At 73.5% G+C, this 13,832-nt stretch carries 12 protein-coding genes and 1 pseudogene; 1 reads left to right on the top strand and 12 read right to left on the bottom strand.

What is annotated here, in order from left to right; genetic code table 11:
* Positions 1-951 (bottom strand): serine/threonine-protein kinase (locus tag LG634_RS33825; protein ID WP_504967656.1); only part of this gene is annotated, 951 nt, incomplete at its 3' end.
* A gap of 45 nt (positions 952-996) precedes the next feature.
* Positions 997-1,212: pseudogene (locus tag LG634_RS38585) on the bottom strand (serine/threonine protein kinase); the annotation flags it as partial.
* A 1-nt stretch (position 1,213) separates the two neighbouring features.
* On the opposite strand from LG634_RS38585, the gene LG634_RS38565 reads away from it, so the two are divergent.
* A complete protein-coding gene (locus LG634_RS38565; RefSeq protein WP_443729029.1) occupies positions 1,214-1,510 on the top strand; it encodes a hypothetical protein in 297 nt (98 codons plus the stop codon).
* 58 nt (positions 1,511-1,568) lie between these two features.
* On the opposite strand, the gene LG634_RS33820 is transcribed toward LG634_RS38565, so the two are convergent.
* The 10 genes from LG634_RS33820 to LG634_RS33775 form a co-directional block, all read right to left on the bottom strand.
* Positions 1,569-2,927 (bottom strand): coiled-coil domain-containing protein, encoded by a 1,359-nt coding sequence (locus tag LG634_RS33820; protein WP_226739709.1) that lies wholly within the window; start codon positions 2,925-2,927, stop codon positions 1,569-1,571.
* A gap of 84 nt (positions 2,928-3,011) precedes the next feature.
* Positions 3,012-4,025, bottom strand: a complete 1,014-nt coding sequence (locus LG634_RS33815) for a glutamate ABC transporter substrate-binding protein (protein WP_372482545.1) — start codon at positions 4,023-4,025, stop codon at positions 3,012-3,014.
* 7 nt (positions 4,026-4,032) lie between these two features.
* Positions 4,033-5,403, bottom strand: a complete 1,371-nt coding sequence (locus LG634_RS33810; protein ID WP_372482544.1) for a GlnX family signal transduction membrane protein — start codon at positions 5,401-5,403, stop codon at positions 4,033-4,035.
* Positions 5,404-5,615: 212 nt separating this feature from the next.
* Positions 5,616-6,611, bottom strand: a complete 996-nt coding sequence (locus LG634_RS33805) for an N-acetylglucosamine kinase (protein WP_372482543.1) — start codon at positions 6,609-6,611, stop codon at positions 5,616-5,618.
* Positions 6,602-7,870: a 6-phospho-beta-glucosidase gene (locus tag LG634_RS33800; RefSeq protein WP_226739705.1), complete on the bottom strand. Its 1,269-nt coding sequence runs from the start codon at positions 7,868-7,870 to the stop codon at positions 6,602-6,604. The genes LG634_RS33805 and LG634_RS33800 overlap by 10 nt, the downstream gene beginning before the upstream one ends.
* 5 nt (positions 7,871-7,875) lie before the next feature.
* Positions 7,876-8,718 carry a carbohydrate ABC transporter permease gene (locus LG634_RS33795; RefSeq protein WP_226739703.1) on the bottom strand — a complete coding sequence of 281 codons (843 nt, stop codon included), beginning with the start codon at positions 8,716-8,718 and terminating at the stop codon, positions 7,876-7,878.
* 1 nt (position 8,719) lies between these two features.
* Positions 8,720-9,676 (bottom strand): carbohydrate ABC transporter permease, encoded by a 957-nt coding sequence (locus LG634_RS33790; protein ID WP_226739701.1) that lies wholly within the window; start codon positions 9,674-9,676, stop codon positions 8,720-8,722.
* A gap of 6 nt (positions 9,677-9,682) precedes the next feature.
* Positions 9,683-11,014 (bottom strand): extracellular solute-binding protein, encoded by a 1,332-nt coding sequence (locus tag LG634_RS33785; protein WP_226739699.1) that lies wholly within the window; start codon positions 11,012-11,014, stop codon positions 9,683-9,685.
* 114 nt (positions 11,015-11,128) lie between these two features.
* Positions 11,129-12,376: an ROK family transcriptional regulator gene (locus LG634_RS33780; RefSeq protein WP_226739697.1), complete on the bottom strand. Its 1,248-nt coding sequence runs from the start codon at positions 12,374-12,376 to the stop codon at positions 11,129-11,131.
* Between the two features lie 170 nt (positions 12,377-12,546).
* Entirely contained in the window at positions 12,547-13,629 is a 1,083-nt protein-coding gene (locus LG634_RS33775) for a mechanosensitive ion channel family protein (RefSeq protein WP_226739695.1), read from the bottom strand.
* Positions 13,630-13,832: the final 203 nt, after the last annotated feature.

Below are 13,832 nucleotides of genomic sequence, written 5' to 3'. Positions count from 1 at the left end.
CCCGCCGCGCACCACCCGCCGCAGCAGCCCCCGGCGCTCCGGCAGCGGCCGGGCGCCCAGCCGCGAGACCTCGGCGCCGCGCTCGGCGAACAGGTCGGTGTCCGGCACCCGCAGCTCCGCGCCGAACAGCGTGGACAGCTGCGGCCGCGGCCGCCCGGTCTGCAGCGCCACGACCTCCCGCAGCACGCCCGTCAGCTGCTCCGCCATCTCCTGCGCGGACGCGAACCGGCGGCCCGGATCCGGGTCCGTGGCCCGTACCAGCAGCCGGTAGAACGACTCGTACCGGCGGAACACCTCGATGTGCTCCGGATCCGGCAGGCTGTCCGCGAACACGTTCGTGTAGCCCTGGAAGTCGAACGTGAGCACCGCCAGGGTGCGCCCGACCGTGTACAGGTCGGAGGCCACCGAGGCACCCAGCTCGGCCACTTCGGGCGCCTGGTAGCCCACCGTGCCGTACAGGGCGGACTTGTTGTCGCCCATGCGGCGCACCGCGCCCATGTCGATCAGCTTCAGCTGGTTCTGCTGCTGGATCGCGTTGTCGACCTTGAAGTCGCAGTACAGCAGGTTGCGGCTGTGCAGGTGGCCGAGTGCCTCCAGGGCCTCGATGCCGTACGCGCAGGCCTGCTCGACCGGCAGCGGGTCACGCCGGCCGTCCGGCAGCCGCCGCTCGTTGGCTATCTCCTTGAGCGACTTGCCGCCGACGTACTCCATGACGATGTAGCCGTCGAGGGAGCCCGTCCGGTGGTCCAGGTGCTCCACGAAGTTGTAGATGCGCACGATGTTGGCGTGCTCGATCTCCGCGAGGAAGCGCCGCTCGGAGATCGCCGCCGCCATCGCGTCCTGGTCGCCGGTGTCCAGCAGGCCCTTCAGCACCACCCAGCGGTCCGACACCGCCCGGTCCACCGCCAGGTACACCCAGCCCAGACCGCCGTGCGCCAGACAGCCCGCCACCTTGTACTGCCCGTGCACGACGTCGCCCGCCCGCAGCTTCGGGACGAACGAGTACGGATGCCCGCACTTGGTGCAGAACCCCTCGGTGCGGCCCGGCCGGTCCCCGCGCGAACGGCCCACCGGGGCACCGCAGTCCGAACGCGAGCAGAACCGCTTGCGCTCCGGCACCTCCGGGTTCTCCAGCACCGCCGTCGACGGATCGGGCCGCGGCACCTCCGGCACCGTCACCAGCCCGGCGCCCAGCCGGTTGCGCGAGGACATCGTGCCGGTCGCGGTACCGGTGCTGCGCACCGACACCGACCGGGTGGACACCGAGGCCCCCGTCAGCGACCGCGACAGCCGGCCCGACACCGACCGCCGCGAGGTCGACGACCGCGACGAGGCCGAGCGCGCCGACGCCGACGACTGCGAGCCCTGCGACCCGCGCGACCCGCGCGCCGCACTCGTCATCCCGGTCGGCGGCGAGACCAGCGGCTCCGCCCCCGCCGTCCGAGGCCCGGCGTCCGGCGCCAGGCCGCAGGTGTCGCAGTACAGCTCCCCGCCGCCCATGTCCTCGTAGCCGCCCGGGCAGTCCGGGCGCTCGCAGGCCGTCCCCGCGGCGGCCGCCGGCATCTCGCTCATGCCCTCTCCTCAGGTCCGACGGCAGATCCGGCGGCAGGTCCGGCGCCCGGCCCCGCCGCCCCGTCCTGCGGCGCGTACGGCCGCGGCACCAGCAGCTCGGCCGCCGCCTGCTGGTAGCGCAGCACCGCCTGCTCCGCCGCCCGCAGGTCGCACGGCGCGCTCCACAGCATCCGGCGCGCCGTGTCGTACCGCTCCGTCAGCAGCAGGTCCTCGGCCAGCCCGTGCCGGGCCACCTTCGCCTTGTACGCGTCCAGCCGGCCGCGCAGCTCGGCCCGTACGGCCAGCGGCGCGGTGACCGCCGTCAGCGACTCCCGGGCCCGCAGCAGCTCGTCCTCGGCCCGCCGTTCGAGCGACTCCAGCAGCGGCGACAGCCGGTGCCACTGGGCGTGCCGGCGGTACTCGGCGGCCGCCGCCAGCTGCTCCTGCAGTGCGGTCGGCGGCCCGCTGACCGCCGGCACCTCGGACGCCGCGATCTTCGCCAGCACCTCGCCGCGGGCGGTCCGCGCCTCCGCCAGCGTCCGGTCCGCCCGCGACAGCACGTCGCGCAGCCCCACCAGCCGCTGCTCGGCGTCCTGCCGTACCGCCAGCACCGCCTCCACCTCCCGCCGCACGTCCTCCAGGGCGCGGGCGGCCCGGTCGTAGCGGGCGGTGTCGGGCCGCCCGCCGCCGGGCGCCGCGCTGCCGGCCGCCGGCTGCCAGAACGCCAGCGGGTCCGAGATCACCTCGGCGCGCAGTGCGGCCAGTTCCGCCGTGATGTCCTCCAGGTCGTCGCCGGACGGGTGCTCGCCCGGCCGCACGCCCACCTGGTGGGCCAGCGTGCGGGTGCGGTGGAGTTCGGCGGCCAGCAGGTCTATGCGGGCGGGCAGCGCCGACCACACCGCGTCCGCGGCCACCACCATGTCGAGGGAACTCGCGTACAGCTCGTTCATCCGGGCCACCAGCTCGGCCAGGGTGAAGCGCTCGGCCAGCGCCGGGCCGCCGGCGGCGGCGTCCGCGACCGTCACCCCGGGCCCGCGCAGCAGCGCGGTCAGGGCCACCAGGTCCTCGCGGCCGGCCCACCGGCGCCGCTCGCGGATCGCCCGGGCCGTCTTCAGGGCGGCCGCGTACGCGTCGAAGCACGCCCACAGCCGGGTGATGGCGGCGTCCGCGACCGCCCACCGCTCACGGGTGAGCCCGGTCAGGTCCGCACCCTCCAGGAGCCGCCGGCCGGCGTGGTCCTGGAGCGCGAGGAGCGAGGTCTCCACGGCTTCGTGCTCTGCGTCCAGCCGGGCCAGCGCACGGTCCACCTCGTCCCGGTCCATCACCGGGCCCGCGGGCCCGTCCGCGGAGGCGGGAAAGGAATCCGTGCCGGCCATAGATGCCCTCTCTGCCGTGTCTGCCGCTGCGGACCGCCGGTGCAGCAGCGTTGCGTGCGTGTCTCGTGTGCTCCCGGGCCGCGGCTACGAGGCCCGGTACTCCGGTTCCGGCGGTGCCGTGATGTCCGGCAGGTCGGCGGCCAGCCACTTACGGTAGGCCGTCATCCAGCGGCTGTTGTCCCCGCCCTGCCGGTAGCCCTCCAGCACCTTGTTGACCCGGCGGACCAGGTCCTCGGCGCCCTTGTTCATCGCGATGCCGTAGTACTCCTCGGCGAACGGCTTGCCCACCAGGCGGACCGTCGGGTCCTGGGCGGCCAGGCCGGCCGCGAGCGCGTTGTCGGTGACCATCCCGTCGACCTCGCCGAGCTGGAGCCGCACCAGGCAGTCCAGCTGGTTGGGCACGGTCACCGAGAGGTCCGCCCCGAACGACTCGGACTTCAGGGCGGTCTCGGCGGTCGAGCCGCTGGCCGTGCAGATCCGGCGGCCCTTCAGCGAGGCGTCGTAGCCGGTGATCGGCGAGCCCTTCGGCACCAGCACCTGCGGGCCGGTGCGGAAGTACGCGGTGGAGAACGCCACGTCCTCCAGCCGCTTGCAGTTGATCGTCATGGTCCGCACCACGACGTCGACCCGGCCCTCCTTCAGGGCGGGGATCCGCTGGCTGGTGGGGATGGCACGGTAGATCACCGCGTCCTCGTCGCCCAGGATGTCCTTGGCGAGGGCCTTCACCAGGTCGATGTCGAAGCCTTCGAGACGGCCGGTGACCGGATTGCGGTAGCCCCAGCGGTAGCTGTTCTGGTCGATGCCGGCCACCAGCCGGCCCGCCGCCCTGATCCGGGCGATGGCGGGCCCGTCCGCCGCCGACGGCCGCAGGCTGGCCTCCGGGTCCTTGCAGGTCTCCGCCTCGGACAGCTGCACCAGCCCGGTGGCCCTGGGGGCCGCCGGGGCGCCCGCCCCGGACGTGCCGTCGTGCTGCCGGAGCGGCACCAGCACGGCCGCCGCCGTCAGCACGCACGCGGCTGCCATCCCCGTCACCCCGCCCCAGCCGCGGAGCTTGCCGGCCCTGGCCACCGCATCGGGCTCCTCTCGCCTCATCCGCATGGGCATCTCACCTGTACTCCGAAAGCCGTCGGCCGATCCCGAGGAGGGACGCCACCGCACCCAGCACCGCCAGCACCAGCGCGCCGGCCGTCAGTCCGCCGAACGCCCCCAGCCCGTCCCGGGCGGCACTGGAGAACTCCCGCTGCTCGTGCGCCAGCGCCTCCTGGAGGGCCGCGTCCACCTGGTCGAAGGAGGCTCCGGTGCTGCCCCGGCCCCCGATCACCTGGACCAGCGCGCCCTCGTAGTCGCCCCGCACGTCGGTGGCCCTGGCGGCGCGGTGCCGCTCCTGCCACTCCCGTACGGCCGACATGGCGCGCTGCACCGGCTCGGAACCCGCCTCGTCGTCCGCCAGCCGGGCGGCCCGGGCCAGACCGGAGTCCAGCCCCGCCATGTTCCCCGCGTACTCCACGTCGTACTTGTCGGACTTCTTGTCCGCGGCCAGCACCGCGCCCCGCGACACCAGCGTGAGGTTCTCGTTCGCGCGGGCCTGCAGGGAGCTGATCCGGGCGTCGTTGAGGACCTTCAGCGACTCCTGGCCGTCCGAGCGGGAGGTGCCCAGGTCCGCGCGGGCCACGGTGTGCCCGACGGCCAGCCACAGCAGCACCACCACGGAGGCCGCGGTCGCGGCGACCAGCCCGTGGTTGAACACCCGGTTGGTGCGGTGGTAGTTGCGCCGCTGCGCCCACACCAGGACGCCGACGGCCAGCAGCCCGGCGCCCAGCGCCGCCAGCGGCCAGCTGTCCGCCTCGTCGTAGTCCCGGTACAGCCGGCCGGTCTCCGCCTCGTACAGCCGCTGCGCGGCCGGCAGCAGCTGCCGGCTCATCTGCTCGTTCGCGTAGCGCAGGTAGGCGCCGCCCAGCGGCAGGCCCTGCCGGTTGTTGGCCCGGGCCTGCTCGATCAGGCCCGTGTACCGCGGCAGCCCCTCGTTCAGCAGCGCGATCTCACGCTGCGACTGCGCCGATCCCTCGGTGTTCGCCGCCGCCTTCACGAGCAGCTTCGAGGCGTTCGCGATGTCCGCCAGGTAGCGGTCCCGCACCGCCCGGGACTCCTGGCCGCCGGCCAGGAAGCCGCTGGAGGAGGCGGTGTCCGCGTCCGCGAGCGACCGGTAGATGCTGGCGGCGTCCGCGCTCAGCGGCTGGCTGCGGCTCACGACGTCCTCGGCCGCGGCCGCCCGCCCCGAGATCTGCCAGGCGGTCACCGCGCCGAACAGCACGACCAGCGCGGCCAGCACCGCCCCGATGATGCGCAGCCGTCCCGGTTCGGTGGTCGCGGCCGCCCGCAGCTTCGCGACGCCCTCCGCCCAGGCGCTCTCCCGTCCGGGCGGCGGCTGCGCGGGAGCCGTGGGCGGCGCCGCGGGCGCGCTCGGTGCGAATGTCACCTGACCTCCCCCTCGGTCGTGGACGGCGGGTGTCTGCCCGGCGGCCTGCCGCCGGCCCGGGCGACGGCCGCCCGGCCAGCAGTATGGCCGTCCCCGGCGGCATCGGCAGCATCAATCTCCCGATCTTGTCCGATCCAACGGCCCGCCCTCCCTCTCCCATACGCCCGGCGGGCCCGTCCCGGTTCCACAACTGCCCGGTGCGGCACGCCGGTTCACCCGAAGTGGGCCCGCAGTTTCGCGTAGGCCGACGGCTCCGCGGCCATCGCGTCCAGGCCGAGCAGGGCCGCGCCCAGCACCGGCGGTGCCGTCACCACGGACACCGCCGCCCGCGGTGCCACCGCGGCCAGTTGCTCACGGATCCGCCCGTTCAGCTCCCGATGTCCGGCTGCCAGCACACTTCCGCCCAACAGCACCGGAATGTCCTCCCCGAGGGCGTCCAGGCGGCGCAGCGCCACCGTGACCATGGCGACCACCTCGTCCGCCTGCCGGGCCACCAGGCCCCCGGCCGCCGGGTCGCCGGCGGCGGCCACCGCGAACAGCACCGGCACCAGTTCGTGCATCCGGGACCGCGGCACCCGCCCCAGGTGAAGCTCCTCGATCAGCTCGGCCATCGACCCCAGCCCGAAGTGCCCGGGCAGCGCCCGCGCCAGGGCGGTGGGCCCGCCCCGGCCGTCCTCGGCGCGGGCCGCGTGCCACAGCGCCTCCTCGGCCAGCCCGCCCCCGCCGCCCCAGTCCCCGGACATCGTCCCGAGGGCCGGGAACCGGGCGGTCCGCCCGTCGGGCAGCATGCCCACGCAGTTGATGCCGGCCCCGCACACCACGGCCACCCCGCGCGGCGCGTCCACGCCGGCCCGCAGCACCGCGAACGTGTCGTTGCGGACCTCGACGGTCCGGCCCCAGCCGCGCCGGGCCAGCGCCCCGGTCAGCTCGTGCTCCTCCACCGGCAGGTCGGCGTTGGCCAGGCAGGCCGACACGTGCCGGGCCACGGGCCGGTCCGGTCCGGGCAGCCGGCCCGCTGCCTCGGTGACCGCGGCGGCCAGCACGTCCACGGCCGCCTCGGTGCCCGCCGCGGTGGGCCGGAACCCGCCGCTGCGGGCCGTCGCGAGGACCGTGCCGTCGGCGCCGACGAAGGCCACGTCGGTCTTGCTGTTCCCGGCGTCGATCGCGAGCAGCACGGAGCCTGGGTCCACGGAGGTGCTCACGCCCACGCCAGGTGCTCCTTGTTGTGCGCGAGCAGGGCGTCGGTCAGCGCCTCGGCCTGCGCGTACTGCCCGATCAGCGGGTGCGCGAGCAGGGCCCGGAACACCCGGTCCCGGCCGCCGCGCAGCGCCGCGTCCAGCGCCAGGTCCTCGTACGCCGTCACGTTCGCGATCAGTCCGGCGTACAGCGGGTCGAGCCGGGGCACCGGGAGGGGGACCGGGCCGCCGGGGCCGTCGATGCGGGCCTGCACCTCGATCACCGCGTCGTCCGGCAGGAACGGCAGCGTGCCGTTGTTGTACGTGTTGACGACCTGGCAGGGCGAGCCGCCGCCGCCCAGGAGTCCGGCGGCGAGGTCCACGGCCGCCTCCGAGTAGAAGGCCCCGCCGCGCTTGGCGAGCAGCTCCGGCTTCTCGTCGAGCGCCGGGTCGGCGTACAGGCGCAGCAGTTCGCGCTCCATCGCGGCCACCTCCGCGGCCCGCGAGGGCTTCTCGCGCAGCTCGCGCACCACCTCGTCGTGCCCGTAGAAGTACCGCAGGTAGTACGAGGGGACCGCGCCGAGCCGGTCCAGCAGGGTGCGCGGCAGGTGCAGGTCGGCGGCGACCGCGTCGCCGTGCCGGGCGAGCAGCTGCGGGAGCACGTCCGGGCCGTCCGGGCCGCCGATCCGCACGCCGAGTTCCCAGGTCAGGTGGTTGAGCCCGACGTGGTCGAGGTGCACCCGGCCGGGCTCCAGGTCCAGCAGCGCGGCGAACTTCCGCTGGAATCCGATTGCCACGTTGCACAGCCCGACGGCCTTGTGCCCGGCCTCCAGCAGGGCGCGGGTGACGATGCCGACCGGGTTGGTGAAGTCGATGATCCAGGCGTCCGGGTTGGCGCGCCGAACCTGTTCCGCGATGTCGAGGACCACCGGGACCGTGCGCAGCGCCTTGGCCAGCCCGCCCGCGCCGGTGGTCTCCTGCCCGATGCAGCCGCACTCCAGCGGCCAGGTCTCGTCCTGCTGCCGGGCGGCCTGTCCGCCGACCCGCAGCTGGAGGAGCACCGCGTCGGCGCCTTCGACGCCGGCGTCCAGGTCGGCGGTCGTGGTGACGGTCCCCGGGTGCCCCTGCCGGGCGAAGATCCGCCGGGCCAGTGCGCCGATCAGCTCCAGCCGGTCCGCGGCCGGGTCGACCAGCACCAGTTCGCCGATCGGCAGGGTGTCCCGCAGCCGTGCGAAACCGTCGATCAGCTCGGGGGTGTAGGTGGACCCGCCGCCCACCACTGCGAGTTTCATCGAAGTCAGCCTTTCACTCCGGTCAGGGTGACGCCCTCGACGAACGCTTTCTGCGCGAAGAAGAAGAGGACGATCACGGGGGCCATGACCAGCACGGTCGCGGCCATGGTGAGGTTCCAGTCGGTGTGGTGCGCGCCCTTGAACGACTCCAGTCCGTAGCTGAGGGTCCAGGCGCCCGGGTTCTCGGAGGCGTAGATCTGCGGTCCGAAGTAGTCGTTCCAGCAGGTGAAGAACTGGAAGAGGGCGACGGCGGCGATGCCCGGCTTCGCCATCGGCAGCACCACCCGCAGCAGGGTGCGCAGTTCGCCGCAGCCGTCGACCCGGGCCGCGTCGAGGTACTCGTCGGGGATGGTCAGCAGGAACTGGCGGAGCAGGAAGATGGAGAACGCGTCTCCGAACGCCATCGGGACGATCAGCGGCCACAGGGTGCCGGACAGTCCCAGCTGCTTCGCCCAGAAGAGGTACATCGGGATGACCACCACCTGCGGCGGAAGCATCATCATCGCGACGACCAGCATCAGCGACAGCCGCCGGCCGCGGAAGCGGAACTTGGCCAGCGCGTAGGCGACGGGCACCGAGGAGCACACGGTCAGCAGCGTGCCCAGGCCCGCGTACAGCAGGGTGTTGCGCCACCAGGTCAGGAAGCCGGGGGTGTGCCACACCTGCGCGTAGTTGTCCCACTCCCAGGTGCGCGGCCACAGGTCGCGGGTGAGCGCCTGCTGGTCGCTCATCACCGAGGTCAGGAACAGGAAGACGAACGGCAGCACGAAGAACAGGGCGGCGGCCACCCCGAGGGAGTGCACGGCGACCCAGTGCAGGGCCTTCTTGGCGGTCGTACCGGAGGCCATGTCAGTCACCCGACCCGATCAGCCCGCCGCGCCGGCGCATGAGCAGCGCGGTGAACGCCATCGACAGGAGGAAGAGCACCAGCGCGATCACGCAGGCGGAGCCGTAGTCGAAGCGCTGGAACCCCGCGTTGTAGACGAGCTGCGGCAGGGTCAGCGTCGACTTCTCCGGGTAGCCGGGCTCGAACTGCTGCCCGGAGCCGCCGATGACCCCGGCCGCCACCTTCCCGGCGACCAGCGGCTGCGTGTAGTACTGCATGCTCTGGATCACCCCGGTGACCACTGCGAACAGCACGATGGGCGAGATGTTCGGCAGGGTGATGTGCCGGAACCGGGTCCACGCCCCGGCCCCGTCCAGCTCGGCCGCCTCGTACTGCTCCTTCGGTACGTCGAGCAGCGCCGCCATGAAGATCACCATGAGGTCGCCGATGCCCCACAGCGCGAGCGCGGTCAGCGCCGGCTTGGACCAGTCCGGGTCGGTGAACCAGCCCGGCGTCGGCAGGCCGACCGCGCCGAGCACGGTGTTCGCGGGCCCGGTGCCGGGGTTCAGCAGGAAGACGAACGCCAGGGTCGCGGCCACCGGTGGCGCGAGGTACGGCAGGTAGAAGAGGGTGCGGAAGACCCCCGAAGCCGTCTTGATCTTTGTGACGAGCAGGCCGAGGCCGAGCCCGAAGGCCACCCGGCAGGCCACCACGACCACGACCAGCCACAGAGTGTTCCGCATCGCCGGCCAGAACAGCGGGTACTGCGTGAGCACGTACGACCAGTTGTCGAGGCCGTTGAAGGACGGCGGCCGGAAGCCGTCGTACTTCATGAAGGAGAAGTACACGGTCGACAGCAGCGGGTACGCGAAGAAGACCGCGAAGCCGATCAGCCAGGGGGACATGAACGCCGCGGTGCGCAGCGCGGCGGCCCGGCGGCGGGCGGCCGCACCGCGCGGCGGCAGGATGCCGGTGGTCATCGTCGGCTACTTCGCCTTCGCGATGTCCGTGTCGATCTGCCGGTCGGTGGCGGCCAGCCCGGCCTTCAGGTCGGCCACCGCGCCCTTCTCGTACCGGTAGGCGAAGTCGGTGAAGGTCAGCTGGTAGGTGCCGCCGTCGGCCTGCGCGGGCGTGGTCGTGGACTTCGGGTGCTTCGCGATGTCGAGGAACGTCTTGAACCCGGGGCTGACCTTGAGCCGCGGCGAGGCGAGGGCCTCGAAGGTCGAGGGCACGTTGTGGATGGCGTTGGCGAAGTCCACCACCGCGTCGGTGTCGGTGGTCAGGTACTTCACCAGCTCCCAGGCCGCGTTCTGCTTGCGGCTGCCGGCGGCCACGCCGACGATCGTGCCCGCGAGGTAGCCCTTGCCGTAGTCGCCGACCCGGTCGTCGGGCACCGGCAGCGGGGCGGTGCCGATCTCGAACGGCACCTTCGCGTCCTGCGCCATGGCCAGCCGCCACTCGCCGTCGATCTGCATGGCGACCTTGCCCTGGTGGAAGGGGTGCTCGGCGCCCCACTCGTCACCGAAGCCGGCCCGGAAGCGCTCCAGCTTCGCGTACCCGCCGAGCTTGCCGACCAGGTCCTTCTGGTAGTCGAGCATGGCCGCGAAGCCGGGGTCGCCGGCCAGGTTGGACTTGCCGTCGGGGGTGAAGTACGCCGGGCTCCACTGCGCGGCCAGCCGCATCGGGGTGGTCTCGTAGCCGTGGAACGTCGGCATCAGCCCGACCCGCTCGTACGAGTCGCCCTTGGGCTTGGTCAGCAGCTGCGCGACCCGGGTGAACTCGCTCCAGGTCTTCGGGGCCTCCTTGATGCCGGCGGCCTCGAACGCGTCCTTGTTGTACAGGAGCCCGTACGCGTCGCCGAGCAGCGGCAGCGTGCACTGGTTGCCCTCGAACTGCGTGTACTCCAGCAGCGGCTCGGGGAACACCTTCGTCTTGTCGATGCCGGACTTGGCGAGGAACGGCGTCAGGTCGGCGAAGGCGCCGGAGTTGCAGAACTTGCCCACGCTGTCGGTGCTGAACGAGGAGACCACGTCCGGGGCCTTGTCGCCGCCCGCGCGCAGGGCCTGGTTGACCTTGTCGTCGGTCATGTTGCCGACGGCGCGCACCTTGATGTTCGGGTGGGCGGTGCGGAACCGGGCGATGCTGTCCTCGATCGCCTTGACCTCGGCGGGCGCGGACCAGCCGTGCCAGAAGGTCAGGGTGACGTCCTGTTTCGGGTCGTCGGCGGCCTCGCCGGCGCCCTGGCCGGTGCAGGAGGTCGCGAGCAGGGATATGGCGGCGGCGGTCACCACGGCGGCGACTCGGCGGCTTCGGGGCATACGGGGGTCTCTCCTCGGCACGAAGGGGGACGGGGCAGGCAGGGGAACGGCTAGGGGAAACAGGCAGGGGAACGGCAGGGGGCGCGGGCGGGGGGAGCAGGGGTGCGCGGCCGGTCAGCGGGCGGGGTCGAGGCGGGAGGTGTCGAACACCTCGTCGCGGGTGGCCGCCAGAGCGGCCTCCAGCGCACCGCGCAGCACCGGTCCGCCGGTGACCTCGCCGGCCACCAGCCGGGGCCGGGAAGGGGCGAGTTCGGCGAGTTCGGCCTCGATCAGGGTGCGCAGCGGGTCGCCGCCGGCGCCGATCACGGCGCCGGACAGCACCACGAGTTCCGGGTCGAGCACGGCGACCAGCGAGGCCAGGCCGGTGGCGATGCCGGTGGCGAAGACCGCCAGCAGCCGCCCGCCGGGCCCGTCCGGATCGGCGGCGGCCCGCTCCAGCAGTGCGATGGCCGCCGCCACCTGGGGCTCGTACGGGGAGTCCGCGGGCGGGGTCGGGACCGGCAGTCCGAGGTCCCGGGCGAGCCGGGGCAGCACCTGGTGGCCGGCGAGTTCCTGGTAGCCGCCGGTGTTGACCCGGGTGACCCCGCGGACCAGGGGGGTGCCGGGGACCGGCATGAAGCCGACCTCGCCCGCGCCGCCGGTCCAGCCGCGGTGCAGCCGGCCCCCGAGCACCAGGGCGGCGCCGATGCCGTCCTCGTTCCACAGCAGCACGAAGTCCTGGTGGCCGCGGGCCGCGCCGAGGCGCTGCTCGGCGACCGCGACCAGGTTGACGTCGTTCTCGTACTCGACGGGCATCGGCAGCACCGCGGCCAGCTCGTCGAGGAGGGTGGGGGAGTGCCAGCCCGGCAGGTGGCTGGCGTAGCGCAGCCGACCGGTGTGCGGGTCGAAGGCGCCCGGGGTGCCGATCACGACCCGGTGCAGGGCGGTGCGGTGCAGTCCGGCGGCCTTGGCGGCGCCGTCCAGGGCCTCGGTGACCAGGGCGACGGCGCCGGGCCGGCCGGCGCCCCGCAGCGGCACCTCGAAGCTGCCGGTCACGGTGCCGGCCAGGTCGGCGACGGCGGCCCGGATCCGGTCGGGGGTGACGTCCAGCCCGGCGACGTGCGCGGCCTCGGCGTTGAGCGCGTAGAGCTGGGCGCTGGGCCCGGGGCGGCCGCCGGCGGTGCCGGTGGCCACGACCAGCCCGGCGGCCTCCAGGCGGGCCAGCAGCTGGGAGGCGGTGGGCTTGGACAGCCCGGTGAGCCGGCCGATCCGGGTGCGGGACAGCGGACCGTGCGCGAGCAGCAGGTCCAGCGCGGCACGGTCGTTCATCGCGCGCAGCACGCGCGGGGTTCCCGGGGTGGTTCCGGGAGTGGTTCCGGCCATCTCGACGCCCGCCTCACCGATACTGTTAGGAAGGTTTACTATTCGCTTGCTGCGCAAGCTATGACGCTGGTCAGAGCCCTGTCAATGGGAAGCGCCCCCACACCGGCCGAAAGGGGCCGGCGCAGGGGCGCCGAAAGAGTGGCGGCGGGGGCGCCCGGGGGCGCCGGCCGCTACTTCGTCATCTTCACCGGGCCGGCCGGCGCCGGTATCGGCGCGGTCGCCAGCGACTGCGGGGACGCCGGGTTGGCCAGCGCCGACGGCGGGGCCACCGCGGCGGACGGGTCCGGCGCGGCCTCCTCCTCGTCGGCCCCCGGCAGCCCGCCGACCAGCCGGATGCCCGCCTCGTCGAAGGCCAGCTTGATCCGCCAGCGCAGCTCGCGCTCCACCGAGAACTGCTGCCCCGGCACGGTCTTCGCGGACACCTTCACCGTCATCGACGCGAGCAGCACCTCGTCCAGCCCCAGCACCTCCACGGGACCCCACAGCCGCTCGTCCCACGGCGACTCCTTGGCCATGCCCTCGGCGACCTCCTCGATCAGCGCGCGCACCCGCTGGAGGTCCTCGGTCGGCTTCACCTGCACGTCCACCCCGGCGGTCGCCCAGCCCTGGCTGAGGTTCCCGATCCGCTTCACCTCGCCGTTGCGCACGTACCAGATCTCGCCGTTGTCGCCGCGCAGCTTCGTGACCCGCAGGCCCACCTCGATGACCTCGCCCGAGGCCACGCCCGCGTCCACCTTGTCGCCGACGCCGTACTGGTCCTCCAGGATCATGAACACGCCGGACAGGAAGTCCGTGACCAGGTTCCGCGCACCGAAACCGATCGCCACACCCGCCACACCGGCACTCGCCAGCAGCGGCCCCAGGTTGATCTGCAGGGCACCCAGCACCATCAGCCCGGCCGTGCCGAGGATCACGAACGAGGCCACCGAGCGCAGCACCGAGCCGATCGCCTCCGAGCGCTGGCGCCGCCGCTCGGCGTTCACCAGCAGCCCGCCCAGCGCAGTGCCCTCGACGGCCTCCGCACTGCGGTTCATCCGGCTGATGAACTTGGTTATGGCCTTGCGGACCACCGACCGCAGCACCGCCGCGATCACCACGATCAGCAGGATCTTCAGCCCGACGTTCAGCCAGCCGGCCCAGTTCTCCTCGACGAAGCTCGCGGCGTTCGTCGCGCTCTCGTGGGCCTCTTCGAGGGTGGTCGGCGTCTCGGGAGTGGTGGCAGCCAGGGCCGACAAAGGTGCGGGCCAGGTCACGACAGAACCTCCAGGTGTAACGGTCTGCCCGCCGGAAGGGGTGTTGCGGGCAGGCCAACCACACTAACGGGGCACGACCCGTGACCCCGCGACCGTCGCGGGGGAGAGAGCAGTCTCACCAGGCCGCCGGGGCCGCGCGGTTGGCCGGCCGGCGCCCGGCGGGCCGTGTGGTTGAAAACACCTCCGACCCGTTACAGCCGCGT

This window comes from Streptomyces bambusae (genome assembly GCF_020532645.1).
Taxonomy (GTDB): Bacteria; Actinomycetota; Actinomycetes; order Streptomycetales; family Streptomycetaceae; genus Streptomyces; species Streptomyces bambusae.
Note: the sequence above shows the minus strand (reverse complement) of the source record. Positions and strands in the feature narration are given on the sequence as shown.

Coding starts and splice junctions, on each gene's coding strand:
- LG634_RS33800 (WP_226739705.1), bottom strand. CDS start 7,870: ATGAAACTCGCAGTGGTGGGCGGCGGGTCCACCTACACCCCCGAGCTG.
- LG634_RS33785 (WP_226739699.1), bottom strand. CDS start 11,014: ATGCCCCGAAGCCGCCGAGTCGCCGCCGTGGTGACCGCCGCCGCCATA.
- LG634_RS33780 (WP_226739697.1), bottom strand. CDS start 12,376: ATGGCCGGAACCACTCCCGGAACCACCCCGGGAACCCCGCGCGTGCTG.
- LG634_RS33820 (WP_226739709.1), bottom strand. CDS start 2,927: ATGGCCGGCACGGATTCCTTTCCCGCCTCCGCGGACGGGCCCGCGGGC.
- LG634_RS33790 (WP_226739701.1), bottom strand. CDS start 9,676: ATGACCACCGGCATCCTGCCGCCGCGCGGTGCGGCCGCCCGCCGCCGG.
- LG634_RS33815 (WP_372482545.1), bottom strand. CDS start 4,025: ATGCGGATGAGGCGAGAGGAGCCCGATGCGGTGGCCAGGGCCGGCAAG.
- LG634_RS33795 (WP_226739703.1), bottom strand. CDS start 8,718: ATGGCCTCCGGTACGACCGCCAAGAAGGCCCTGCACTGGGTCGCCGTG.